Source organism: Luteibacter aegosomaticola (assembly GCF_023078475.1).
GTDB classification, from domain to species: Bacteria; Pseudomonadota; Gammaproteobacteria; order Xanthomonadales; family Rhodanobacteraceae; genus Luteibacter; species Luteibacter aegosomaticola.
Genome location: NZ_CP095741.1, coordinates 4,888,691 through 4,911,647, shown reverse-complemented (window position 1 = coordinate 4,911,647; position 22,957 = coordinate 4,888,691). Strand labels below are relative to the sequence as shown.

The 22,957-nt window shown below is 64.6% G+C and carries 21 protein-coding genes; 11 read left to right on the top strand and 10 right to left on the bottom strand.

The genetic code is table 11. The annotated features are described in order from the left end of the window. Window positions 1–72: 72 nt before the first annotated feature. Together L2Y96_RS22065 and L2Y96_RS22060 are read left to right on the top strand one after the other, a co-directional pair. On the top strand, window positions 73–1,320 hold the full coding sequence (locus L2Y96_RS22065; protein ID WP_247330565.1) for an FAD-dependent oxidoreductase: 1,248 nt from the start codon (window positions 73–75) through the stop codon (window positions 1,318–1,320). After that, entirely contained in the window at window positions 1,317–2,354 is a 1,038-nt protein-coding gene (locus L2Y96_RS22060; RefSeq protein ID WP_247330563.1) for a L,D-transpeptidase, read from the top strand. The genes L2Y96_RS22065 and L2Y96_RS22060 overlap by 4 nt, the downstream gene beginning before the upstream one ends. A 56-nt stretch (window positions 2,355–2,410) precedes the next feature. On the opposite strand, the gene L2Y96_RS22055 is transcribed toward L2Y96_RS22060, so the two are convergent. Both L2Y96_RS22055 and L2Y96_RS22050 read right to left on the bottom strand, forming a co-directional pair. Further along, window positions 2,411–3,181, bottom strand: coding sequence for a DNA/RNA non-specific endonuclease (locus L2Y96_RS22055; RefSeq protein WP_247330561.1), 771 nt, complete (start codon window positions 3,179–3,181; stop codon window positions 2,411–2,413). A gap of 138 nt (window positions 3,182–3,319) precedes the next feature. After that, on the bottom strand, window positions 3,320–4,222 hold the full coding sequence (locus tag L2Y96_RS22050) for a LysR family transcriptional regulator (protein WP_247337200.1): 903 nt from the start codon (window positions 4,220–4,222) through the stop codon (window positions 3,320–3,322). A 101-nt stretch (window positions 4,223–4,323) separates the two neighbouring features. Here L2Y96_RS22050 and dkgB point away from each other — a divergent pair, with 101 nt between their 5' ends. After that, window positions 4,324–5,130, top strand: coding sequence for a 2,5-didehydrogluconate reductase DkgB (dkgB, locus tag L2Y96_RS22045; protein ID WP_247330559.1), 807 nt, complete (start codon window positions 4,324–4,326; stop codon window positions 5,128–5,130). Window positions 5,131–5,315: 185 nt separating this feature from the next. Here dkgB and L2Y96_RS22040 read toward each other — a convergent pair whose 3' ends face one another. The 3 genes from L2Y96_RS22040 to L2Y96_RS22030 form a co-directional block, all read right to left on the bottom strand. Further along, entirely contained in the window at window positions 5,316–5,990 is a 675-nt protein-coding gene (locus tag L2Y96_RS22040) for an NYN domain-containing protein (protein ID WP_247330557.1), read from the bottom strand. Window positions 5,991–6,148: 158 nt separating this feature from the next. Further along, window positions 6,149–7,756: an ABC-F family ATP-binding cassette domain-containing protein gene (locus L2Y96_RS22035; RefSeq protein ID WP_247337197.1), complete on the bottom strand. Its 1,608-nt coding sequence runs from the start codon at window positions 7,754–7,756 to the stop codon at window positions 6,149–6,151. Window positions 7,757–7,910: 154 nt separating this feature from the next. Beyond that, on the bottom strand, window positions 7,911–8,675 hold the full coding sequence (locus tag L2Y96_RS22030) for an SDR family oxidoreductase (RefSeq protein WP_247330556.1): 765 nt from the start codon (window positions 8,673–8,675) through the stop codon (window positions 7,911–7,913). A 159-nt stretch (window positions 8,676–8,834) separates the two neighbouring features. Between L2Y96_RS22030 and L2Y96_RS22025 the strand changes: the two genes are divergently transcribed. Then, window positions 8,835–9,815, top strand: a complete 981-nt coding sequence (locus L2Y96_RS22025) for an NAD(P)H-quinone oxidoreductase (RefSeq protein ID WP_247330554.1) — start codon at window positions 8,835–8,837, stop codon at window positions 9,813–9,815. Between the two features lie 87 nt (window positions 9,816–9,902). On the opposite strand, the gene L2Y96_RS22020 is transcribed toward L2Y96_RS22025, so the two are convergent. Continuing rightward, window positions 9,903–11,273, bottom strand: coding sequence for an aminotransferase-like domain-containing protein (locus L2Y96_RS22020; protein WP_247330552.1), 1,371 nt, complete (start codon window positions 11,271–11,273; stop codon window positions 9,903–9,905). A gap of 139 nt (window positions 11,274–11,412) precedes the next feature. Further along, a complete protein-coding gene (locus tag L2Y96_RS22015) occupies window positions 11,413–12,987 on the bottom strand; it encodes a PAS domain-containing sensor histidine kinase (RefSeq protein WP_247330550.1) in 1,575 nt (524 codons plus the stop codon). Between the two features lie 161 nt (window positions 12,988–13,148). Here L2Y96_RS22015 and L2Y96_RS22010 point away from each other — a divergent pair, with 161 nt between their 5' ends. Then, window positions 13,149–13,358 carry a dodecin gene (locus tag L2Y96_RS22010; RefSeq protein WP_247330549.1) on the top strand — a complete coding sequence of 70 codons (210 nt, stop codon included), beginning with the start codon at window positions 13,149–13,151 and terminating at the stop codon, window positions 13,356–13,358. A 12-nt stretch (window positions 13,359–13,370) separates the two neighbouring features. Here L2Y96_RS22010 and L2Y96_RS22005 read toward each other — a convergent pair whose 3' ends face one another. Beyond that, window positions 13,371–14,195, bottom strand: a complete 825-nt coding sequence (locus L2Y96_RS22005; RefSeq protein ID WP_247330547.1) for a helix-turn-helix transcriptional regulator — start codon at window positions 14,193–14,195, stop codon at window positions 13,371–13,373. A 99-nt stretch (window positions 14,196–14,294) separates the two neighbouring features. On the opposite strand from L2Y96_RS22005, the gene L2Y96_RS22000 reads away from it, so the two are divergent. Beyond that, window positions 14,295–15,194: an SDR family oxidoreductase gene (locus L2Y96_RS22000; RefSeq protein ID WP_247330545.1), complete on the top strand. Its 900-nt coding sequence runs from the start codon at window positions 14,295–14,297 to the stop codon at window positions 15,192–15,194. A gap of 22 nt (window positions 15,195–15,216) precedes the next feature. Here the strand turns inward: L2Y96_RS22000 and L2Y96_RS21995 are convergent, their stop codons facing one another. After that, a complete protein-coding gene (locus L2Y96_RS21995) occupies window positions 15,217–15,939 on the bottom strand; it encodes an SDR family oxidoreductase (protein WP_247330544.1) in 723 nt (240 codons plus the stop codon). A gap of 170 nt (window positions 15,940–16,109) precedes the next feature. Between L2Y96_RS21995 and L2Y96_RS21990 the strand changes: the two genes are divergently transcribed. The 4 genes from L2Y96_RS21990 (at window position 16,110) to L2Y96_RS21975 (ending at window position 22,058) form a co-directional block, all read left to right on the top strand. Continuing rightward, the gene (locus tag L2Y96_RS21990) at window positions 16,110–16,496 is read left to right on the top strand and encodes a hypothetical protein (protein WP_247330542.1); all 387 of its coding nucleotides are present in this window, start codon (window positions 16,110–16,112) and stop codon (window positions 16,494–16,496) included. Between the two features lie 68 nt (window positions 16,497–16,564). Further along, window positions 16,565–17,836, top strand: a complete 1,272-nt coding sequence (locus tag L2Y96_RS21985) for a TolC family protein (protein WP_247330541.1) — start codon at window positions 16,565–16,567, stop codon at window positions 17,834–17,836. Then, window positions 17,833–18,936, top strand: coding sequence for an efflux RND transporter periplasmic adaptor subunit (locus L2Y96_RS21980; RefSeq protein ID WP_247330539.1), 1,104 nt, complete (start codon window positions 17,833–17,835; stop codon window positions 18,934–18,936). The genes L2Y96_RS21985 and L2Y96_RS21980 overlap by 4 nt, the downstream gene beginning before the upstream one ends. Then, window positions 18,936–22,058 carry an efflux RND transporter permease subunit gene (locus L2Y96_RS21975; protein WP_247330537.1) on the top strand — a complete coding sequence of 1,041 codons (3,123 nt, stop codon included), beginning with the start codon at window positions 18,936–18,938 and terminating at the stop codon, window positions 22,056–22,058. The genes L2Y96_RS21980 and L2Y96_RS21975 overlap by 1 nt, the downstream gene beginning before the upstream one ends. Here L2Y96_RS21975 and L2Y96_RS21970 read toward each other — a convergent pair. Continuing rightward, window positions 22,031–22,480 carry a MarR family winged helix-turn-helix transcriptional regulator gene (locus tag L2Y96_RS21970; protein ID WP_247330535.1) on the bottom strand — a complete coding sequence of 150 codons (450 nt, stop codon included), beginning with the start codon at window positions 22,478–22,480 and terminating at the stop codon, window positions 22,031–22,033. The two genes, L2Y96_RS21975 and L2Y96_RS21970, sit on opposite strands and share 28 nt — an antisense overlap. 81 nt (window positions 22,481–22,561) lie before the next feature. Between L2Y96_RS21970 and L2Y96_RS21965 the strand changes: the two genes are divergently transcribed. Beyond that, the gene (locus L2Y96_RS21965; RefSeq protein ID WP_247330534.1) at window positions 22,562–22,936 is read left to right on the top strand and encodes a nuclear transport factor 2 family protein; all 375 of its coding nucleotides are present in this window, start codon (window positions 22,562–22,564) and stop codon (window positions 22,934–22,936) included. Window positions 22,937–22,957 lie beyond the last annotated feature (21 nt).

The window sequence follows — 22,957 nt, the reverse complement described above, 5'->3', positions numbered from 1 at the left end:
CTACCTCGTCGAACGGGCCGGGGCGTTTTCGACAATGCGCCTTGCTATGCTCGGCACGAACAGGGAGGTGCCATGAAAATCGCTATCGTGGGCTACGGAACAGCGGGGCAGGCCAGTGCGATCCTGCTCTCCGCCCAAGGCCATCAGGTTACCGTTTTCGAGAAGAGCCCGTCGCTTGGGCCGGTAGGGGCAGGGTTCCTGCTCCAGCCCACGGGGTTGGCGGTGCTCGGCCGCATGGGTCTGGCCGATAAGGCCCTGGCGTTGGGCCAGCGCATCGACGAGCTGAAGGGCCACACCCCGCGCGGCCGCGCAGTGATGGATATGCGCTACGCGGATCGCCGTGAAGGCTGCTTTGGCCTTGGCATGACCCGCGGCGCGCTATTCGAGATGCTGCGCGGTGCGCATGCGGATGCAACGAGGGTGCGTACAGGCGTGCGCATCACCCAGTACGACGACCATACCCACGAACTGCTCGATGACGCGGGCGGCTTCCACGGCCCCTTCGATCTGGTAATCGCCGCCGATGGCGCGCATTCCGCCGTGCGCCCGCAGTGCACCGGCAACGTGCGCCGGGAGAAGCTCTACACGTGGGGTGCGGTGTGGTGTCTCCTGCGCGTCGACGATTGGCACGCGCCCACGACGCTGCTGCAACGTTATGCCGGCACGCGCGCCATGATCGGCATGCTCCCCGTGGGCACGCGCCCCGGCCATGAAGGCCGCTGGATCACCTTCTACTGGAGCCTGCCGGGCGATCAGGTCGATGCGTTCGACGATGCAGGCGTCGCGGCGATGAAAGCCGCGGTGCATGGCATCTGGCCCGAGATATCGCCCCATCTTGCGCATCTTGAACACGCTGACCAACTCAATCGCGCCCGCTACCGCGACGTCGTGCTGAAGGCCCCGCACCATGAACGCCTCGTCGTCATCGGCGATGCCGCGCACGCCATGAGCCCGCAGCTGGGCCAGGGCGTGAACATGGCGCTGCTCGACGCCGCCGCGCTTGCCGATGCCCTCGCCGCGCACGCCGATCTCGCGGCGGCACTGGCGGCTTACCGCAAGCAACGCCACGCGCATGTACGCATCTACCAACGCATGAGCCGCTGGCTCACGCCGATATTCCAGTCAGGCTATACACCCCTGGGCTGGGCGCGCGATGCCGTTTTCGGCCCGCTGGCACGCACGCCGGGCGCACGCTCCGCCATGCTGAGTATCCTCACGGGTGAAGCCGGTCACCGCCCGACCCTACCTTTGGATGAGGGCGGCGTACCGGGTGAAGGCAGTACCCTCGACGCCCAAAGCCCTCAGGGAGTTACCGAATGACCCGCCTGCTCGCCAGCGTGGCCTTGTTCCTGGCCCTCGCCGCCCCCGTCAGCGCCGCCGTGCCCACTTGGGGTGCGAAACAGTCGAGCCCCGCGGATACGCCGCCCTCGACGCTGAAAGCCGGCGAGTGGATCTGGGGCGGCGCGCCGATGGCTCCTGGCCCGATGGCGGTCGTCGTCAGCCTGACCGAGCAGCGCGCGTACGCGTACCGCAACGGCATCCTCGTCGGCGTCACTACGGTGAGCACCGGCAAGAAGGGCCACGAGACACCGACAGGCGTCTTCACCATCCTGCAGAAGGACAAGGACCATAAGTCCAACGTCTACAACGCGGCGCCCATGCCTTATCAGCAGCGCCTCACGTGGGATGGTGTCGCCCTGCATGCGGGCGGCCTGCCGGGTTACCCGGAATCGCACGGCTGCGTGCACATGCCTACCGAGTTCGCGAAGCTGCTGTTCGCCGCGACCAACATGGGCATGACGGTCGTGGTGGCCGAAGAAGGCACGGCGCCGGTCACCGTGGTGCACCCGAGTGCGGTAATCCCGATCGATCCGCGCAACGGCAAGGATCTCGCTGTGGCGCCGTTGATGAACGGTGACATGTACAGCTGGAACCCGGACGCTTCGCCCACGGGTCCGATCTCCATGGTGCTCAGCGTGCCCGACCAACGCGTCATCGTGCTCCGCAATGGCATCGAGATCGGCCGTGCGAAGGTTGAGGTCGCTAACCCGCTCGTCGGCACTCACGCGTACATCGTCGCCGCCGGCTACATGGCCAACTCACCCACGCGCGAAGGCCTGCGCATGCCGAACTGGATCACCATCGGCATTCCGGGCCATGGTGAGGAAGCCGGAAAGGTCGTCGACGAAGCACTCGCCGATCGCGTCGCCGCCCCGCGCGAGTTCATGGAAAAGATCCTCCCCGAACTCAAGCCTGGCGATGTGCTGCTCGCCACCGACGAGCGCATCCTGCCCTCGACCACGGGCCCCAAGCTCCAGGTCATCGATTCCAACCCGCCCGACCACGCCCCCTAATCAGCACGCAAGCACGCTCCTGTAGGAGCGCGCTTGCGCGCGACCCCCTCACCCCTTCAATTCGGCAGCGGCAGCGAAATCGCCTTCGCCTTAATGCTGCTACTCAAGGCCGGGAACGGATCAATCCCAGTCTCGTCACTGATGCTGTCAATCGACACCACCGTGCACACCGGCGTATCCACGTTCGTGCAACGCCACGCAGCCGCACCGCCCTGGGCCGGGTCGTAGATCGCCTTCCACGTGTAATTCGGGACCACGACGGCATCGCTGCCGATCGTATCCGGTGTCGCGCCATCGAAGCCCGGACCCGTCACGACGTAGATCTCGCCATCCTCCGACACCATGTTGCGCAGGCTGGTCTCGATCCGCTCCCACTTGCCGGTGTTCAGCGTGTGGTTCTGCGGCACCATGTTCGCCAGCGAGAAGCTCTCGCGCTGCGCGGTGGCATTGGGCTCATCGCCGCTCGGCGTCATGTGGCCACGGTCGTAACCACTGCCTTTGTAGTCGGCGAGTTCGGAGCGGTCTTCCTCAGGAATGCCGGTTTCCGCGTGGAATGCATCTTTGCGCGGCGTATTCGACGCATCGTCGATCTGTTGCGCGGTGAGATGTTCCGCGGACCACAGCGGGCCCTTGGTGACGCCCGATGCGATCAGTGAATACGCATCGAAGCAAAGCGTGGTGGTGCGTTCGGCAAGCGATGAATCAACGAGATCCGGTGCTTGCGAGCCCTGGAACAACTGCGGGCACGAGGTATCCGAAGCGTGTGCCGCACCGGCGAGCACAAAGACTACAACGGCGCAGAAAGCGCGCGCATGGCGTTTGAACATGGTTTTTATCCCCAAATGGAAACGAAGTCCCCTGTTCGCGAGCCACAACATTCTTGCTGCGTAACGTGACGCATGCGGGACATTTATGCGCTTTGAAGTGCGACCACGGTCACGCTTCGGGACTTATCAATCGTTTGTTCAGCGATCGAAGCCGTTTTCGCCTATGGCTTCCGCAAGGTAATTCACGAACGATGCGATGCGCGCGGAAATAGCGGTGTTGCGGTAGTACACCGCATTGATCGGCTGGCGATGTTCGATGTTCTGTTTCGGCAACACTTCGACGAGCGTCCCTGCGTGGCGATCCTGCCACGTCATGAAATCGGAGAGGCACGCGATGCCGTTGCCCGCGAGAGCCAGGTGGCGCAACGTTTCGCCGCTGGACGACGCGATCGTAGGCCTGATGTGCACGGGCTGGCGCTTCGCGTCGAGGATCGGCCATTCATTGAGTGAATCGGGCTCGGTGAAACCAAGCAGGGTGTGTTTTGCCAGATCGTCTGCTTTGCGTGGTACGCCGTGCTTCTCCAGGTACGCCGGGCTCGCAAACAAGCGGATACGGCTGCTGCCGATGGGTTTGGCATGCAGCGTCGAATCTTTCAGGCGGCCGATGCGCAGCGCCACATCGGTGCGCCGTTCGAGCAGATCGATGTAGCCCTCGCTGGTGTGAAGCTCCAGTTCCACATCGGGGAAGCGTTCGCGATAGCCGCCGACCAGTGGCGCGACGACATGCAGCATGAACGGCGTCGCCGCATCGATGCGCAGCCGGCCCGCCGGGCGTGCACGCCGGGTGGCCATGGCTTCTTCCGCGCCTTCTACCGCAGCGACGATGTCGCGTGCGCGTTCGAGGAAGGCTTCACCTTCGTCAGTCAGCTCGATACGCCGCGTGGTACGGCGGATAAGCGTGGTCTGCAGCTTCTGCTCAAGACGGCCCAGCGTGCGGCTCGCCGCGGAGACGGTCTGGTCGAGCTGCTGAGCGGCGCTGGTGATCGAGCCGGTATCGATCACGGCGATGAAGTTCTGGATCTCGTCGAGCGTGATGTTCATCGTTGCGTTCACGGAAAGTGTGATTCGCTTATACGCGGCTTTTTTGGCAAAAGTAAGCCCCGGACAATGGCGCCATCCGCACTCCTTGAGGAACTCGCGTCATGTCACTTCCCCGCTTCGGCCTCGGTACCTTCCGCCTGACCGGCCAGGCTGTCATCGATAGCGTCAGCATGGGCCTGGAGCTCGGCTACCGCGCCATCGACACCGCGCAGATCTACGGCAATGAGGCCGAGATCGGCCATGCCATCGCCCATTCGGGCGTCTCACGCGATTCGCTGTACCTCACCACCAAGATCTGGACGGACCATTACGCTCCGGACCAGCTCGCCGCCAGCCTGGAAGAAAGCCTCGCCAAGCTGCGCACCGACCGCGTCGACCTCACCCTGATCCATTGGCCGGCGCCTGGCCATGCCGTGCCGCTGGAGAAAACCGTCGAAGCACTCGCGGATGCGAAGGCCCGCGGGCTCACCCGTGCCATCGGCATCAGCAACTTCAACATCGAACAGACGCGACGCGCCATCGGCGTGGTGGGCGAGGGGGAACTGGCGACCAACCAGATCGAACTGAGCCCGTACCTGCAGAACCACAAGCTGGTGGCCTTCCTGGCCTCACGAGGCATCCCGGTCACCTCGTACATGACCCTCGGCTACGGCAAGGTGCTGTCCGATCCAGTGCTGGCACGTATCGCGCAGAAGTACGAAGCCACTGTGGCACAGGTAGCGCTGGCCTGGGCCATGCAGCTTGGGTACGCGGTGATTCCGTCGTCCACCCGCCGTGAGAACCTCGCGAGCAACCTGTTGGCGCAGGATCTCGAGCTCTCCCACGAAGACATGGCCGCCATCGGCATGCTTGAGCGGAATGGTCGTGAGGTGAATCCGGAAGGGCTGGCGCCGGTTTGGGACGACTGAAAAGAAAACACCGGCCGAAGCCGGTGTTTTGAGCCCTAAGCACCTTCGCAATGCTGCGCGCACAGAGGGAGAGTAGTGAAGACACTCTGCAGCTACCCCACGCCTATGGCAATGGAGGAAGGCCGATCGTCTGTGTAGGAGTAGGCTCACACCGTGTAGGCGAATCATTAGAAGTTCCCGGGCGGTCACCAGTGAGGCGGTCTCCTGGCGACCTTCCGTTTGGTGATTACACAACGCGGGAGCTGTGAGGCAGAAAGTTCCCAGGAGTGCACATGGGACCGGATCCAGTCCGCTTGCGAAGCAAGGCCAGCACTAGGGCGGCGCCCGTTAGATTGTGATCTTCCGTCAATTCTCAGTGGAAGAACTACGCCGATCTTCACAGCGGTCTCTTCGCGCATGCGCTTCAAGGCGGGAACCATGTCGCTGTCGTTCGATATGAGAACGGCCTGGTCGATCAGGCCACATCTAGCGTCGTGATACATCGCCAGTGCGATCGATACGTCTGTCTCTTTTTCTTCGATGCGCCAGACTCTCACCTTGTCGTCCCGGTCTGGTGGCACCTGATGCCGTAGCGCGTACGCGCCATCGATTGAAAAGCGACCTTCCGTGATGAAGATCTTTGGGTTGGTGCGCAGTGCACGAAGGTACTCTGACTGTGCGTCTGTCGACGCCTGCCCTCGACTTGAGAAACCGCCTTTGATCGGCGACGTGAAGTACTTGATGCCCACTAGCTGGGATCCAGGCGCCTCGCTAAGCAAGATTCGCGTCACCAGGGCCTCCAGGTCGAGCCACTTGTAGCCCGTGCCCTTCAGGCAGCTGAAATACAGGTTGTGTCCATCCACATACCCGACCGTGCGCATCTTTCATTCCTTGAAAAGAAAACACCGGCCGAAGCCGGTGTTTTGCCCCAAGCACCTTCGCAATACTGCGCGCACAAGGGGTGAGTAGTGAAACCATTGTGCCGTCTGCATGGGCGCCGCGCAATGACGTTTTGTCGACTCGTCGCGTAGGGTTTCACCTACCACGTGTCAGATTCCCATCCTGCTTTCCCTGCGGATAGGCGGTGCGTCAGCCGGATCTTGTCCAGGAACGCGGTGTCGTGTGACACCACCATGAGACATCCATCGTATTCCTGGAGCATCTCCTCAACGGCGGCCACCGATGCGAGGTCCAGATGATTCGTCGGCTCGTCGAGCAGCAGTAAGCGACTGGGAGGCGTGGAGAGTACGGCAAGCGCCAACGCTGCCCTTAAGCGTTCGCCTCCGCTCAGCGTATCGGTCGCCGCAGTGCTCAAGCGTGCATCAAACCCGAGCAATGCAAGCCGCGAGCGAACCTCGCCCTCGTCGACTTCGGGCGCTGTCTCACGGAGTTGCTGAACGATCGAGCGCATGGGATCGAGTTGGATCAGCCGCTGATCGAGCCAGGCGAAAGGGACGAATACCTCCGCACTGCCCGCCGCGGGTTGTACCTCGCCCGCAAGAACCTTCAGTAGCGTCGACTTTCCGCTGCCGTTCGGTCCCATGATGCCGATGCGTTGTGCGCCACTGATGGTGAGGTCGATCTGACGGAGGTGTTCGGGTACCCACGGGAGCGTGACGGCGTTCAGTCGCGCCACCCGTCCCGGGCTTGTTGCGGCAACGGGCGCTCGCAGCACCACGCTCTGGTCGCGGCCAACACGAGCCGACGCCACCCGCGCACGCTCGTTAAGTTGCTCGCGATGCACCAGCTGCTGCTCGCGCAACCGCGCGGCAGTGCCTTCGCTCTTCTCCTTCCGCCGCCCCAGTAGAATCGGCGCTTGGTTGGCGGTCTTCCCTGCACGCTCACCGCGTGCCGATCGCTGCGCTACCCGATCAGCTTGTTCGCGAAGGGCTCGCTCGCCGCGACGTCGTTCTGCCTTCGCGCTGGCAAGCTCGCGGAGAGCCGCTTCGCGTTCCTGCGCTTTCTGCGCCGCATAGAAGCTATAGCCACCGCCGTAGGCATGCAGTCCCTCGGCGTCCAGCTCCACGATGCGCGACATGCTATCGAGCAAAGCGCGGTCGTGGCTGATGACAAGAAGACCGCCTCGCCAGTCCGCTAGCCATGCCATGAGTTCGGCACGGTGCGTGCTGTCGAGATGATTGGTTGGCTCGTCGAGGATGAGATAGCCCGCGTTGGCAAGGCGTGCACCAAGCAAGGCGGCCCGCATGGCCTCGCCACCACTCAGTTCCGAAGACCGCGTATGCGCAGTGAATCGCCCAAGGCCCGCATCGGCCAGCGCATCACGGAAACGCTCGCGCATGTCCCATTGCGTGCCAACGACGTCGAAGTCGGCCACATCGACGCTACCGCGTTCGATGCGCTCCAGCGCCGCGAGCACCCGGTCGACACCGGCCAGCGAGGCAACCGTGCCGTCGCCGACCTCAGCTTGCTGCGCGAGGTAATGCACATCGACGGCGCGCTGACACCGGCCAGTGGAAGGCGACAGCAGACCAGCGCAAATCTGCCCCAGCACGGATTTGCCCACGCCATTGCCGCCCACCAAGCCGGCAGGCCGCGTATCGAAGGTTTCGAAGAGATCGTGGAAGAGCACCCTGCCATCGGGCAGGACAAACGAGACGCCTTCCAGCGTCAGGAGTGAGGAGGTCATCGAGTTCACCAGGCATGCCATACACTCCCCGCAATAAAAACGGGGCGGGAGGAGAGCGGGCCGTCAGCAGGACGGCGGCATTACTGGCGCATCGGACGCTTGCCTGTGCAGGAAGAAAGGTGGGCGCATTGTAGCGCGCCCACCTGAACGCATGTCAGCTACGGCTGATCGACGCGCCACCATCGATGAGTGAGGCGGTGCCGGTCACGAACGACGAGTCATCGGAAGCGAAGAACAGCACGGCCTTGGCCAACTCCTCCGGCGAGGCCACGCGGCGCAGGGCGTGCAGCTTCGAGATGTATTCCTGCGACTCCGGGGTGTTGTTCATTTCCAGATACATGTCCGTCTCGACGGCACCCGGGAGCACGGCGTTCACGCGGATGTTCTGCGGGCCGTATTCGGTCGCAAGCGCCTGGGTAAGGCCCACCACACCCGCCTTGCTGGCGGCGTAGGCGGCGGTGCCCGGGAAGGCGAACGAGTAGCCGACGAAGGTGGAGGTGAAGATGATCGAGCCGCCGCCGTTCTTCAGCATCTGCGCTACCTGGTGCTTGGCGCCGAGGAACGAGCCGGTGAGGTTGATATCGATGGCCTGGTTCCAGCCTTCTTCCGTGACCTCGGTAGTCGGGCCGGTCTGGCCAAGCGTGCCGGCATTGTTGAAGGCGATATCGAGGCGGCCGTAGGTCTTAACGGCAAGCTCGACCAGCGCTTTGGCGTAGCTTTCGTCGCGCACATCGCCGGGTAGCGCGACGGCCTGGCCGCCAGCGGCCTCGATCTCTGCCACGAGTGACTTCAGCTCGGCTTCGCGGCGTGCGCCGACGACGACGCGGGCGCCTTCGGCGGCAAAGAGTTTGGCGGTGGTGCGGCCGATGCCCGAACTGGCGCCGGTGACAAGGGCAACTTTGTTGGCAAGACGGGACATGGTGGATCTCCGGTGGGATGGTTGATGGAGATACGATGCGCCGCCGCCCGGGGATTGTCGTTCCATGCTGGCGGTGGGAACGTTCGACCGCGTCGAACATGACGACACGCATGCAGGAAAGGGCGCAAGCTAGGCGCTTACCCTGCTACGGCGATACCCATGCGAGCCATCGAATTCAGCGAATTTGGCGCAGCTTCGGTCCTGCAACTGGCCGACCTCCCCGAACCGGCCGTCCGGCCGCACGATCTGCTGGTGCGTGTTCGCGCGGCCGGGGTGAACCGGGCCGATGTGCTCCACCGCGAGGGCCACTACGGGCGCTCGGACTTTGGTGATTCCACCCTCATGGGCCTGGAAATCGCCGGCGAGGTCGTCGGTATGGGCAGCGAGGTGCGCCAGTGGCGGCTGGGCGACCGCGTCATGGGTATCGTGGGCGGTGGCGCCTATGCCGAGTTCGCCCGGATCGATTACCGCATGGCGCTGGCGATCCCCGGCGGCATCGACTACGTTCAGGCCGCCGCGATTCCCGAGGTCTTCGTCACGGCCCACGAAGCGCTCGTCCATCTTGGCCGGCTGGTGGCCGGGGAGAGCGTGTTGATCCATGCCGCGGCGAGTGGCGTGGGCTCGGCGGCCGTGCAGCTCGCCAAAGCCTGCGGTGCAAAAGTATTCGCCACCGCGAAATCAGCGAAGCTGGACCGCGTGCGCGAGCTGGGCGCGGATGTCGGCATCGACTACACGACCACCGATTTCGCGGAAGCGATCAAGGAAGCGACGGACGGCAACGGCGTCGACCTCATTATCGATTTCATTGGCGCGCCGTACTTCAACCGTAACCTGGCGTCGCTCGATTTCGGCGGAAGGCTGGTGCAGGTCGGCTTGCTCGGTGGCAGCACGCCGCCGGAGATCGATCTGCAGCGTCTGTTGTATCGCCACCTGCATATCTTCGGCACCGTGATGAAATCGCGGCCGCAGGCGGAAAAGCAGGCGATGACGAAGCGCTTCCGCGATACGTGGCTCGACCACTTTTCGAACGGCGAATTGCGCGCGGTCGTGGATAGCGTGTTTCCGCTTGAGAAGGCGGCGGAAGCGCATGAGCGGATGGAGAGTAACGAAAGCGTGGGAAAGATCGTTCTGACACCGTAAGACCTGCTCTTGTAGAAAGAGCCACAGACCATGCGGCGGGTCGCGAAAAGATGTCGCGCCCAAGCGCGCTCCTACATGGGGGTGCTGTTATACGAGGACGTCGTCGTTTGTGCCGGTGTCTGACAGCAGTGTTGCCAGGCGTTCCAGGCTGTATTTCAGGCGGGCGCGTTCGCGTACGCCGCCTAGCGAGATGCGGATGGCCTCGACGGCAGGCGGCGTGGCTGAGAAGGCAGACGATGGTGTGACGGCCAGGCCTTCCATGCGTGCTGCCATGGTGAGTGCTTGCGCGGTCCAGCGCGGTGGCAAGGGTAGCCACAGGTGAATGCCTTCGACCGGCGTGGTGGGATCGAGGCGCAGCGTATGCACCGCGAGGCGGCGGCGTTCGGCGGCTTCCTCACGTACGCCCTCCACGACCCGCGCGGCCGTGCCATCGTGGATCCATTGCGTGGCGAGCGAGGTCATCACCGGCGTGGACATGAGGGCGATCGAGCGCAGGCTTGTGATGAAACGCGCACGCGCTTCGCGATCAGGTGCGACCACGTAGGCCGTGCGCAAGCCAGGAGTGAGCGCCTTAGAAAGCGTGGAAACGTAGTACGTGCGCTCTGGCGCGCGTGCGGCCAACGGAGCAGGCGCCTGCGTTGCCAGAGCCCAATACGGATCATCTTCGATGATCGTCAACGCGTGCGTTTGTGCGATGGCGGCGAGTGCGTCGCGGCGTGCGGCACTCATGGTGTTTGCGGTGGGGTTGCGTAGCGTGGGGTTGAGGTAGGCCACGCGCACGCCGTCCCTCGCGGCCTCCTCGAGCGCGTCGGGGAGCATGCCGTCGTTATCCGCTGCGAGCGGCACCACGCGGCGCCCCAGTTGCGTCGCCGCGCTGAGTAAGCCGGGATAAAGCATCGGTTCGCAGGCGATCGCCTCACCCGGCACCGTCAGGGCCAGCAGCAACGCGGAAAGCGCGATCTGGGCCCCCGGTGAAATGACGATCCGCTCGGGATCCACCTTGCCCAGCGGCCGGGCCAGCCACGCGGCGCCGGCCTGGCGACCGGCTTGGGTGCCGCCACCGGAGTGATAGCTCATCAACGCATGCGTCTCGACATGGGTCAGCACCTGGTCGAAACCACGACGGAGCAGGTCGCCCAGGTCGACGCCCAGCGGCGGTGGCGGCAGGTTCATGCCGAGGTCGAGAAGCTGGGCCGTATCGAAGCGTGGCGCGGAAACAAACGACCCGAGCGCTCCGCGTGCGTGTAGCAGGTTGCGATCGCGGGCTTCCGCGTAAGCACGGGTCACGGTGGTGAGGTCCATCCCGAGCGTGCGGGCCAGATCGCGCTGTGGCGGCAAGCGGTCACCGGAACGAAGCCTGCCATCGGCGATGGCCTTCTCCATGAACCGCACGATCTGCAGGTAACGCGGGCCTGATTCCGCCAGCGCCTCCCGCCATTCGTCGTCTTGCATGGACATTGCCCGCGTCGCCTTGCTGTCGATGTATGGATTTTTCGCGGATCTAGTATGCGCCGGAACGCCAGAAAACCCATACATGGCTACAACGAAGGCGCGCACCGACGTCCGTATCGCGGGACAAGAGGCCCCTCGTATCGGGCTACTTCGCCGTGGCCCGGTCGATCGCGCGGGCGAGGTTCTCGCGATCAAACGGCTTGCCCAGGCGCATCATGCCCGGGAGATCCTCGACGGCGCGCTCGGCATAGCCCGTCGTAAGCACGATGGGCAGGCCCGGGCGGGCTGCGCGGGCGGCGAGCGCTACGTCCGCGCCGGTCAGGCCGGGCATGGCGTAGTCGGTGAGCAACAGGTCGAAGCGTTCACTGCCGCGCATCAGCTCAACCGCGCGCTCGCCTGAAGAAGCGGCCGTGACGACATGGCCCATGTCTTCGAGCAGGGCTTTCAGTGTCGATAGCACCAGCACGTCGTCATCCACCGCGAGGACGCGGAGTGCGCCCGCAGGGGCCACGATAGGTGCCGTTGCGATCAAGGGCAGGGGCTTTGGTACGGTGCCGCCCTGGGTGAGTGTCGGCAGCCAGATGTCCGCGCGCGTGCCGACGGCAGGCTGGCTGCGCAGTACCAGGCGCCCGCGCGATTGCGCGGCAAGGCCATGCACCATCGAGAGCCCAAGTCCCGTGCCCTTGCCCACGCCCTTGGTGGTGAAGAACGGTTCGGCGGCGCGCGCAAGCGTGCGCTCATCCATGCCGGGGCCATGGTCGATCACGGCAAGCCGCACGTAACGGCCATCGGGTAGACCGGGCACGTCGCCATGCGGCGCCTCGGTCATATCGGCTTCGATCGAGATGCGGCCGCCTGCTTCGCCATAGGCATCGCGCGCATTCACCACGAGGTTGAGCAGGGCGAGCTCGAGCTGGTGCGGATCGACCACGACCCGGTCCAGCCGGAACGCGAAGCGCGTGGCCAACTGGAACCGCGAGCCGAGTGCGCCATCGATCAGTTCGGACATCCCGTAAACCAGATCGACAAGATCGACCGGCTGGGGTTTCAGCTCCTGCTTGCGGGCGAAGGCGAGCATGCGCTGGGAAAGGTTCTTGCCGCGGATCACGCCGGCCTGGGCGGCACCCAGCAAGTTCTGCGTGCGCTCATCCTGCGGCAACTGGCGGCTGAGCAAATCGAGCGAACCCTGGATCGCCATGAGCAGGTTGTTGAAATCGTGCGCCATACCACCGGTAAGCTGGCCGATCGCTTCCATCTTCTGCGACTGGAACAGGGCCTCGCGCGCCTCCTCCAGCTGTTGCGCGGCCATGCGCTGCTCAGTGACATCGCGGGTGACCTTCGCAAACCCGAGGATCGCGCCGCGATCATCGAGGATCCGGTCGATCACCACATGCGCCCAGAACTGGCTGCCATCCTTGCGGACGCGCCAACCCTCGGCTTCCACCCGTCCTTCCGTCGCAGCCCGTTGCAGGTTGTGCTCGGGTTCCTGCGTGGCCTGGTCGGCATCGGTATAGAAACGGCGGTAGTGCTGGCCGATGATTTCCGCAGGCGTATAGCCCTTGATCCGTTGGGCGCCGGAGTTCCAGCTGGCGACGAAACCTTCGGGGCTGATCATGTAAATGGCGTAGTCGGCTACGCCTTCCACCAACAGGCGGAATTGCGTGTCGCTCTGGCCAAGCGGCGCCGTGCCGGCCCGGCCCTGGAGTTGCCCCTCACCCATCAGTGTCGCCCCCGTCGAACAGCGCCGAGCATGGACCGGTCCGGCAAGTTCTGCCAGCCCTTATGCCGAAAGTGTCGTAACGGTTTCCTGCCGGCTCGCCTCACGTTGAGACAACGCGTCGTGGGCCATCGTGGTGGAACCCTTCCTCTCGAGGCCGTGCCATGACCGACCACGTGTACAAGACCGTCGAGCTCACCGGTTCCTCCCCCGACGGTACGGACGCCGCCGTGCGCTGCGCGATCGAGCGCGCCTCGAAAACCATCCGCGATATCCGCTGGTTCAAGGTGATTGAGACCCGCGGCTATGTCGAAGACGGCAAGGTGGCGCACTGGCAGGTGACGCTGAAGGTGGGATTCACCCTCGAGGACTAAGCGGCGAACCGCTTACGTGCCTTCGACCAGCCGACGCACGGCTTCCATTGTCTCCGGGGTGCTCGGGTTGTAGACCATCATGGTCAGGTCCGGACGCCCCTCCACCGCGAACGTGGAAAACTCCAGCTCGATCGCGCCGAGCACCGGATGGTGCAGGCGCTTGGTGCCATCGCCGTGGCTGGCGATGTCGGTGCTGCGCCACAGCGCCTCGAATTCGGGGCTGGTGCGCGAGAGTTCTTCCACCAGCTGGGTGATCTCGGCGGTGGCGCCGGCACGCGCCGCGTCGGCACGGAAGGTAGCGACCACGTACTGGGCCACACGCAGCCAATCGTCCTGGGCGGCGCGTACGCGCTCGTTCGAGAACATCAGGCGGAGGATGTTCCGGCCATCGCGGGGCAGGGTGGAGTAATCCGTAAGAACGGTTGCCGCCGCGCGGTTCCAGGCCACCACTTCCCAGGTGGCCGTGCGCAGCATGGCCGGGCTGGTCGGCATGGCATCGAGTACGCGTTGCAGCCTGGGGCTAATGCCCTCGGGTTCCCTGTAGCGCGGCTCGGGCGGGTGGCCCAGCGCCAGGATGAACATGTGCTCGCGTTCGGGCTCGGTGAGCATCAATCCCGAGGCGAGCCGGTTGAGCACGTCGGCCGACGGCGCACCACCACGGCCCTGTTCGAGCCATGTGTACCAGGTGGGGCTGATGTTAGAGCGCTGGGCGACTTCCTCACGGCGCAGACCGGGAGTGCGCCGGCGGCCGGCGCCGAAGCCGAACGTGGCAGGGTCCAGGCGGGCGCGGCGGTCGCGCAGGAAGGTGCCGAGGGTATGGCTGCTGTCGATGGGCATGGCGAGAGGGGTGGTGGCTATACCATGATAACGCCACTACTTTAACATGGAAGTTGGCGGGGCCAGACTGGGTTATCGCAACCCACTGGAGCACCTCCCATGCGTATCTTCCTCACTGGCGCCACCGGTTTCATCGGCTCGCGCATCGTTCCCGAGCTGCTCGCCGCCGGGCATCAGGTGCTGGGTATGACCCGTTCCGACGCGGGCGCGGCCTGGCTCAACGCGGCGGGTGCGGAAGCCCACCGCGCCACGCTCGAAGACGTGGATAGCATCCGCGCCGGCGCCGCCAACGCGGATGCCGTGATCCACACCGCCTTCGACCACGACTTCTCCAACTTCGTCGCCAACTGTGAGAAGGACCGCCGGGTCATCGCCGCGCTCGGTTCCGTCCTCAAGGGCTCGAACCGCCCGCTCCTGATCACCTCGGGCACCGGCCTCGGCCAGGGCCCGGACCACGGCATCGCCCGCGAGGACATCGTCAATTTCCAGCACCCGAACCCGCGCGTGGCTTCGGAGCAGGAAGGCCAGGCCCAGCTCGAGGCCGGTGTGAATGTTGGCGTGGTGCGCCTGCCCCAGGTGCACGACACGAAGAAGCAGGGCCTGATTTCGCCGTTCATCGAGATCTCGCGGGCACAGGGCCTCGTCGGTTACGTCGGTGAAGGTCGCAACCGCTGGCCGGCCGCGCACGTCGATGACGTCGCCCACCTCTATCGCCTCGCGGTGGAACGTGCCGAGCCCGGCGCACGCTACAACGCGGTGGACGAAGAGGGCGTCGTGGTCCGCGACATCGCCACGGTGATCGCCGAAGGCCTGAACCTGCCGCTGAAGTCGCTCACGCCGGAAGAAGCGCAGGCGCACTTCGGTTGGCTCGCCATGTTCACCAGCCTCGACCTTACGGCCTCCAGCAAGCTCACCCGCGAGCGGCTGAACTGGACGCCGAAGGGGGTGAGCATGCTTGAAGACCTGCGGAACATGGACTACGCCGCTGCGGTTGCGTAACCGGCGGCAACGGGGAGGCGCCTCAGAACGGCAGCTTGCCGATCGAGGCGCCGCCATCGACGAATAGCGTCTGGCCCGTCATGAACGACGCTTCGTCGCCCAGCAGGAACGCGATGGTCGCTGCGATTTCCTCGGGTTTACCGAAGCGGTGCATCGGCACGGAGGCGAGGTAGCGCTGTTCGCCTTCGCTGCCGGGCGGGTTGTTCTCGCGGAAAAGCACCGTCTCGGTCGGGCCCGGTGCGACGGCATTAACCGTGATGCCGGTACGCGCGAGCTCAAGACCCCACGAGCGCGTGAAGCTGACCATGGCGCTCTTCGCCGCGGCATATGCGGTGCGTTCCACCATGCCAAGGATGGTGAGGCTCGAGATGTTGACGATGCGGCCCCAGCCGCGCTCGCGCATGCCCGGAAGCAGCGCCTGTACGGCTTGCACGGTGGGATGCAGGTTCACACGAAAGGTGAGGTCGAGTTCATCGAGATCGACTTCGCCGAGACGTTGCGGGCGGACGAGCGCCACGTTGTTCACCACGCCGTCGAAGTCATAGCGCGCTACAAGCGCCGCAAGACCAGCCTCGGTCGCCTCACGGTCGGCGAGATCGATAGCGACCAGCTCGCCGGGGAACGACGGATCGTTCGCGCTGCGTGCCACGCCGACGACGCGATGGCCCTGGGCCGCCAGCATCTCGGACAGTGCGCGGCCGATGCCCTTGCTGGCGCCGGTGATAAGGAAAGTACGTTGTTTCATGGATTGCCTCTTAGGAATGCTCCGCCCACCGATGCGTTGTGGGGGCCGTCGTGGCCCAACACGAGCGAACACATGCATGAAGATCATCGATTCGATCGAACATCTTTCGGGCCCCCGCATGCTAGGCGGCGTGATTGTCTAACACTCGCCGCCCCGCTTAGGCTTCCTGGATGCGTACCCCCGCCGCCAGCTTCTTCCAGCGTCTTCGCCTCCATCGTGGGGCGTGGATGCTTGTGGCGTTGGCGATGCTCATCAAGTTCGCCGCGTCGACGGCGTGCCTGCTGGATGGTCCGATAGCCGGGCCGTTGGCCGCCGAGAGCAGCGCTGTCACGGTTAACGGTACGTCCGTGGCCGACGTGAACATGAGCTTCGATGACGAGCACTGTGTGCTCGGCGAAGCGGGTGGTTGCCACTGCGCCTGTGCGCACGCGGTCACCTTGCCTGCGTATGCGTTGAGTATTTCCGCAAGCGCATGGCTGCCCGGCATCGACAGCCATCCGCCGGTCGCGCCCTTGCTGGGTGCTTCGGTTTCGCCCCTGCGCCCTCCTATCGCCTAAGCACTCGCCCTGGTGCATCGCTGCTTTCCCAGCGGTGCCGTTCGCTTGTGCCTTAGGAGAATCCACCCATGTCTGCTTTACGTGCAGCGCCCCTGGGCGCCCTGTGCGTGTGGCTCGGTGCGTGCGCTTTCGCGAACCCTGTGTTCGCTGCGCCCGCGCTGGCCACCCAACCTCCCCCTGACTTGCAGGCGGCCATTCGCACCTTATGGGCAACCAGCCCGCAGGTGCAGGCCGCCGAAGCCGAACTGCGTGCCGCGCGGGAACGAGCGCGTGCCGCCGCGCAGCCCGTCTATAACCCGTCGCTTCAGCTCGATGGCGAAAATGCGGACGTCGATCGGCGAACGGTCGGCGCGAGTTTGCCTCTCGACGTCTTCGGTAAACGTAAGGCGCGTGTCCGCGAAGGCGATGCCGCCGTTCGCGCGAGTGAGGCCGCCTACGCACTTCAACGCCGCGACGTCGCGCGCGATTGGCTGAAGGCTTGGGCGGGCGTCGTACTTATCCGTGAGCAGCGGGCGCTCGGCGAGCATCGTCTCGTGCTGATGCGCCGCTTCGACGAACTTGCCGGGCAGCGCCTGAAGGTGGGCGATATCAGCAGCCCTGAGCGGGACCTGGCTGGCCTCGCGTTGGGCGAAGCGCTGGTGGAACAAGCGGCGCTGGCTACGCAGGAAGCTGAAGCGTCAGGCGCGCTCGCTGCATTGGGTGGGGCGGAGGCGGCGCTTCCGTCGCTACCGCGAAGCTTGCCGTCGCCCGCGGCCGCGATCGTTCCCATTGAGGTGGCGGACCGTCCAGACATCCTCCAGGCCCAGTCCGAACAGGAGCGCGCAGACGCCGCGGTCAACGTGGCTGACCGGAATCGCCGTCCTGATCCGACCCTCAGCCTGACCGGTGGCCAGGTGCGCAGTGGGTCACGGACCGATCGGGTGGTGGGTATCAGCATCGCCATGCCTTTGCCGGTGCTTAACAGCGGACGCTACGAGGTCAGCGCAGCGCGCGCGGACGCCGATGCGGCCTTTGCTTCGCGCAGGGCGGTCGAACTCCGTTCCGATGCGCAACTGAGGCAAGCGCAGGCCACATACGCAGCCATGCGATCCGCCAGTGAAGCGTTCCGTCTGGGTCGGGCTGGCGCCTTCAACGAGCGCGCCGCCTTGCTAGACAAGCTTTGGCAGGCCGGCGAGATCAGTACCTCCGATTACCTCGTGCAGCTGAAGCAGAGTCTCGACACCGCGCTCTCCGGCATCGCCCTCGAAAACCAGACCTGGCAGGCGTGGTTCGACTACCTCGCCGCTTCCGGCCGTCTCAATGAATGGGTCGCCGGTGACCTGAAGGATGCATCCCCATGAACCTACGTTCCTTCCGCGCGCTCGCCATCATGCTGGCATGCGCGCTCACCGCTCCGGTGGTCTTTGCGGAGGCCACGGGCGAAACCACAGCCAACCCGCTGATGCTCGATGCCAGCGCCATCAAGGAGGCTGGGCTGGTCGTCAGCACGGCTGCACTTCGAACGCTCACGGACGAGGTGCTTGCCCCCGGCGAGGTTAAGGTCGACGCTTATTCCACCGTGCTGGTGTCGCCGCGCATCGCCTCTCAGGTTGTTAGCCGTCATGTGCAACTAGGCGACGAAGTGACGATTGGCCAGCCGCTGGTCACGCTCTCCAGCGTCGATGTCGCGGAAACCCAGGGCCAGCTGATCGTCGCCAGCCAGGACTGGGCGAGGGTCGCCTCGCTCGGCCCGCAGGCCGTATCCGCGCGCCGTTACAACGAGGCACTGGTCCAGCGCGATCAGGCGAGGGCGAAGCTGAAGGCGTACGGCCTTTCCGATGGGCAGATTAGTCATCTGATCAAGCGTGGATCTTCGGCTGCCGATGGCAGCTTCGACTTGCTGGCGCCGCGCGCAGGGCGCGTGACGACCGATGATTTCATCGTGGGCGAGCGCATCGAGCCGGGCCGCACGCTCTTCACCCTGGTGGCCGAGTCGTCCGTCTGGGTTGAAGCGCGTCTTGGCCCGGGCGTGGCGGAGCAGGTACGCCAGGGGGCGGCAGCGACCATCGCTGCCCACGGCAGTGAACTCAAGGGCCGTGTGATTCAGCGATCGCACCATACTGATGAGAAGACCCGAACGGTCAACGTACGGATCCAGGTGCCGAACGAAGATGACCTGCTGCATCCTGGCGAACTGGTCGACGCGCGCATCGCCGTCGCGACGGAAAGCCAGCGCCTGGCGGTGCCAGCGGATGCCGTGGTGCTGTTGCAGAACCAGCCCACGATCTTCGTGCGGGGTAAGCAGCCTGGCCTGTTCGAGCCTGTGGCGGTGGAAGTGGGCGACACCCGGGACGGTTGGGTCGAAGTGAAGCAGGGACTCAAGCCCGGCGCCGTTTACGTCAGTAAGGGCGCGTTCGCCCTGAAGGCGCGCATCCTCCGCTCGCAGCTGGGGGAAGAGTGATGCTGGAACGTCTTGTCGCACTCTCCCTGAAGTACAAGGTACTGGTGCTTATCGCCTTTGCCGTGGTCGCGGCGCTGGGCTACCAGGCCATCCGTAACCTGCCGATCGACGCATTCCCCGATGTCACGCCGGTGCAGGTAAACGTGTACACGGAAGCCTCGGGCCTCGCCGCCGAAGACATCGAACAGCTACTCACCACGCCCGTCGAATCGGCGCTGGCCGGCTTGCCCAAGGTGCAGGAGATTCGTTCGGTCAGTCTCTTCGGCCTGTCGTATGTCGCCGTTTACTTCGATGACGACATGGACATCTACTTCGCCCGCCAGCTCGTCAACGAGCGGCTCCAGCAGGTGGGTGAGCGGTTGCCGGCCGGTTACGGCAAGCCGGAGATGGGGCCGAACACCTCCGGTCTCGGTCAGGTCTTCTGGTACACCGTCGAACGCGCCGACGCCACGTTGAAGCGCGCATCGTCCGACATGGACCTGCGCACGCTACAGGATTGGACCGTGCGGCTGATCCTTCGCACCGCGCCCGGCGTAGACGACGTTACGTCATGGGGCGGCCAGGAGAAGCAATACCAGGTGCGGATCGACCCCATGCGCCTTATCGCCCACAACCTTGGCTTCAAGGCGGTGATCGAAGCCCTTGAAGCGAACAACGCGCAAGTCGGAGGGAACTTCATCGACGTCGGGCGCGAACAGTACCTCGTCCGAGGCCTCGGCCTGGTGAAGAACGCAAAGGACATCGGCAACATCGTGCTCAAGTCCGAGGACGGCACGCCGGTCTATGTGCGCGATGTCGCCACAGTGACTGAAGCAGGCGCACCCCGCACCGGCGCCGTGACTCGCGACGGCAAGGAAGTGGTGATGGGCCAGGCGCTCGCCCGCATCGGCGAGAACGCCAAGAGTGTCGTTGATGCGGTGAAGGCAAAACTCGAGACGGTGAAGCAGGCGCTACCTGAAGGCACGGTGGTCAAGCCGGTCTATGAGCGCACCGATCTTGTGAATGCCGCGGTGGGCACGGCCGTGCGCGCGCTCATCGAGGGCTCGATCCTCGTGGCGCTGGTGCTCTTCCTGTTTCTCGGCGAACTGCGTAGCGCCTTGATCGTGGTGGTGACGCTGCCGCTCGCCATGCTGATCGCGTTCATCTGCATGGACAAGGCCGGCCTCTCCGCCAACCTGATGTCTCTCGCCGGACTCGCCATCGGCATCGGCATGATGGTCGATGGTGCCGTGGTGATGGTCGAGAATGCCTTCCGTCTCATGGCCGAGGCGAAGGCGCACGGCGGTCGCGTCGACAAGACGGCTGCCGTGCTCCAGGCGGCGCGGGAAGTGGCTAGCCCCATCGCGTTTGCCATCCTGATCATCATCGTCGTCTTCCTGCCCCTGTTCAGCCTGCAAGGGCTGGAGGGCAAGATGTTCAAGCCCATGGCGTTCAACATCAGCTTCGCCATGGCCGGCTCGCTGGTCCTCGCGCTTACCCTGATTCCCGTGCTGGCAGCGCTGTTCCTTAAGCCGAAGGAGGAGAAGGACACACGGCTTGTTGCTTATCTAAAGCGGGGTTATGCCCGCCTCCTTGGCTGGGCGCTCGGCCATCGCAAGGCGGTGATCACGGCGGCAGGCGTAGCGCTGTGCGGCGCGCTCGGTCTGTTCCCCTTCCTCGGCAAAGAGTTCATGCCCAATCTTCGCGAGGGGGCCATCATGTGGCGCATTACCTCCATTCCCTCCGCGTCGCTGGATGAGTCGATTGATATCTCTCGCCGCGTGGCGGAGCGCATCAAGGCGAAGTTCCCGGAGGTGGATACCACGCTGGCCATGATCGGCCGTGCGGAGAAGGGTGAGACGGCGGACGTGAACTACATGGAGGTCTATACGCCGCTGAAGCCGAAGGAGACCTGGCGTGATGGCGAAACACTCGACTCCCTCCAGGAGGCGATGCAAGCCGAGCTGAGTGCCATCCTGCCGACGGCGGTGGTCAGCTATACGCAGCCTATCCAGATGCGCATTGAGGAGCTGATTTCCGGTGTGCGCGCCACGCTGGCGCTGAAACTCTATGGCGAAGATCTCGGCGAACTCGACCGGCTTAGCGCGCGCATCAAGGAAGCACTGGCTACATTGCCAGGCGTTGCCGACCTTGGGCTCGAGGCTAACCTGGGCAAGCCCCAGGTCCGTATCGAGGTGGACCGCGATGCGCTCGCGCGCTATGGCCTCAACGCGGATGACGTCCTGACGGTGGTGCGCAACGGTATCGGCGGCGAACCGGTCAGCAGCTTGCTCGATGGCGTGCGGCGATTCGACATCACGGTCCGCCTCGATGATGCCAGCAAGGCCTCGGTGCAGGCGGTCGAGCGCATCCCGCTGAATACCCCGTCGGGTGCGTTGTTGCAGTTGGGCCAGGTCGCGAAGATCAGTACTGCCGAGGGCTACTCCTTCATCCGCCGCGAGCAGTTGCAACGCTATGCCGTGATCCAGATGGATGTGCGCGGGCGCGATATCGATGGCTTCGTCCAGGAAGCGAACGCGACGATCGCCAAGGCCGTGACCCTTCCGGCTGGCTACTACACCGAGTGGGGCGGTGCCTTCGAGAACCAGCAGCGCGCATTGAAACGGCTGGCGATCATCGTGCCCGCCACCATCTTCTTCATCTTCATCTTGCTGTACACCGCGTTCAACTCGGTGCGCTACGCCGTGCTGATCCTTGCCAACGTGCCGTTCGCGACGATTGGCGGCATCGTCGGTCTATTCATCACGAGCCAGTATCTGTCCGTGCCATCGGCCATCGGGTTCATCGCCGTCTTCGGCGTGGCCATGCTTAACGGCATCGTCCTCGTCAGCTTCCTCAACGAACAGCAGCACGCGGGTCTCGGCGTCCGCGATGCCGTGCTGCGCGGCACGGCATTACGATTAAGGCCTGTACTCATGACGGCCAGCGTCGCGATTCTCGGCCTCATCCCCATGCTGCTTTCCAGCGGCGTAGGCGCCGAGACGCAACGCCCGCTCGCCACGGTGGTCGTGGGCGGGCTGGTGACCTCGACGTTGCTGACGCTCGTGTTGCTACCGGTGATCTACGACTGGATGGAGCAGCGGCGTGTGCGCCGTCAGGATCCGTCCGACTCCGCCAGCTGATCGAGGTTGGCGATCACCCGCTTCAACATGCCAATGAACTGGGTGGCTTCTTCGTCGGAGAAGCCATCCAATGCATCGCGATTGCCCTGGAACAGGGTGGTCGTGGCTTTCGGCAGGCGCCGTTTTGCCGTGCTGGTCAAGGTCACGAGGCTGCTTCGCCCATCGGCCGGATCGGGGTTGCGCTCGATCAGGCCATCGCGCTCCATCCGGGCGAGCATCTGCGCCATGGGGGGTTGCTCGACCTTCGCGAATCGGGCGAGGTCGCGTTGGGTGCTCGCCTTGCCATCCCGCAACGCGACCAGGATGGGCACGTGCCCCACACCGAAACCCAGCGGCTTCAGGCGGGCCTCGCTCAGCCGGGCAAAGCCCCGCGCGGCAAGGCTGATGAGGTGACCAGGGGTGGAAAGGACGTCTTCGTTCACGGATGGACCCTTGACGGCGAAATACATATGCACATATATATCATGCCGTCGCGCTCCTGCCACCTACCCTGAGGAATCGCCGTGTCGACCGACACCATCCCGATGATCGAACGCATGTACGCCGACTTCAACGCACGCCGCATCGACGGCGTCCTCGCCGTGCTGGCCGAAGATGTCGACTGGGCCAACGGCATGGACGGCGGCTACGTCCACGGCCACGAAGGCCTGCGCGAGTACTGGACCCGCCAGTGGTCGATGGTGAGCCCGCATGTGCAACCGGTGGCCTTCGTCCCCGAAGGCAACAACACCATCGCCGTCGAAGTCATCCAGACAGTGCATGATCTCGAAGGCAAGCCGCTCACCGGCCAGACTCATGGGTTGAAGGACAAGACGGTCTTCCACGTGTTCAACGTAGCCGGGGGCAAGATAGCCCGTTTCGATATCCGCGAGGGCTAACAAGTACGCCTACGCTGAGCG

What these genes read in the sequence shown, in the direction of transcription:
- L2Y96_RS22065 (WP_247330565.1), top strand. Translation starts at nt 73, where the DNA reads ATGAAAATCGCTATCGTGGGCTACGGAACAGCGGGGCAGGCCAGTGCG.
- L2Y96_RS22060 (WP_247330563.1), top strand. Translation starts at nt 1,317, where the DNA reads ATGACCCGCCTGCTCGCCAGCGTGGCCTTGTTCCTGGCCCTCGCCGCC.
- L2Y96_RS22055 (WP_247330561.1), bottom strand. Translation starts at nt 3,181, where the DNA reads ATGTTCAAACGCCATGCGCGCGCTTTCTGCGCCGTTGTAGTCTTTGTG.
- L2Y96_RS22050 (WP_247337200.1), bottom strand. Translation starts at nt 4,222, where the DNA reads ATGAACATCACGCTCGACGAGATCCAGAACTTCATCGCCGTGATCGAT.
- dkgB (WP_247330559.1), top strand. Translation starts at nt 4,324, where the DNA reads ATGTCACTTCCCCGCTTCGGCCTCGGTACCTTCCGCCTGACCGGCCAG.
- L2Y96_RS22040 (WP_247330557.1), bottom strand. Translation starts at nt 5,990, where the DNA reads ATGCGCACGGTCGGGTATGTGGATGGACACAACCTGTATTTCAGCTGC.
- L2Y96_RS22035 (WP_247337197.1), bottom strand. Translation starts at nt 7,756, where the DNA reads ATGACCTCCTCACTCCTGACGCTGGAAGGCGTCTCGTTTGTCCTGCCC.
- L2Y96_RS22030 (WP_247330556.1), bottom strand. Translation starts at nt 8,675, where the DNA reads ATGTCCCGTCTTGCCAACAAAGTTGCCCTTGTCACCGGCGCCAGTTCG.
- L2Y96_RS22025 (WP_247330554.1), top strand. Translation starts at nt 8,835, where the DNA reads ATGCGAGCCATCGAATTCAGCGAATTTGGCGCAGCTTCGGTCCTGCAA.
- L2Y96_RS22020 (WP_247330552.1), bottom strand. Translation starts at nt 11,273, where the DNA reads ATGTCCATGCAAGACGACGAATGGCGGGAGGCGCTGGCGGAATCAGGC.
- L2Y96_RS22015 (WP_247330550.1), bottom strand. Translation starts at nt 12,987, where the DNA reads ATGGGTGAGGGGCAACTCCAGGGCCGGGCCGGCACGGCGCCGCTTGGC.
- L2Y96_RS22010 (WP_247330549.1), top strand. Translation starts at nt 13,149, where the DNA reads ATGACCGACCACGTGTACAAGACCGTCGAGCTCACCGGTTCCTCCCCC.
- L2Y96_RS22005 (WP_247330547.1), bottom strand. Translation starts at nt 14,195, where the DNA reads ATGCCCATCGACAGCAGCCATACCCTCGGCACCTTCCTGCGCGACCGC.
- L2Y96_RS22000 (WP_247330545.1), top strand. Translation starts at nt 14,295, where the DNA reads ATGCGTATCTTCCTCACTGGCGCCACCGGTTTCATCGGCTCGCGCATC.
- L2Y96_RS21995 (WP_247330544.1), bottom strand. Translation starts at nt 15,939, where the DNA reads ATGAAACAACGTACTTTCCTTATCACCGGCGCCAGCAAGGGCATCGGC.
- L2Y96_RS21990 (WP_247330542.1), top strand. Translation starts at nt 16,110, where the DNA reads ATGCGTACCCCCGCCGCCAGCTTCTTCCAGCGTCTTCGCCTCCATCGT.
- L2Y96_RS21985 (WP_247330541.1), top strand. Translation starts at nt 16,565, where the DNA reads ATGTCTGCTTTACGTGCAGCGCCCCTGGGCGCCCTGTGCGTGTGGCTC.
- L2Y96_RS21980 (WP_247330539.1), top strand. Translation starts at nt 17,833, where the DNA reads ATGAACCTACGTTCCTTCCGCGCGCTCGCCATCATGCTGGCATGCGCG.
- L2Y96_RS21975 (WP_247330537.1), top strand. Translation starts at nt 18,936, where the DNA reads ATGCTGGAACGTCTTGTCGCACTCTCCCTGAAGTACAAGGTACTGGTG.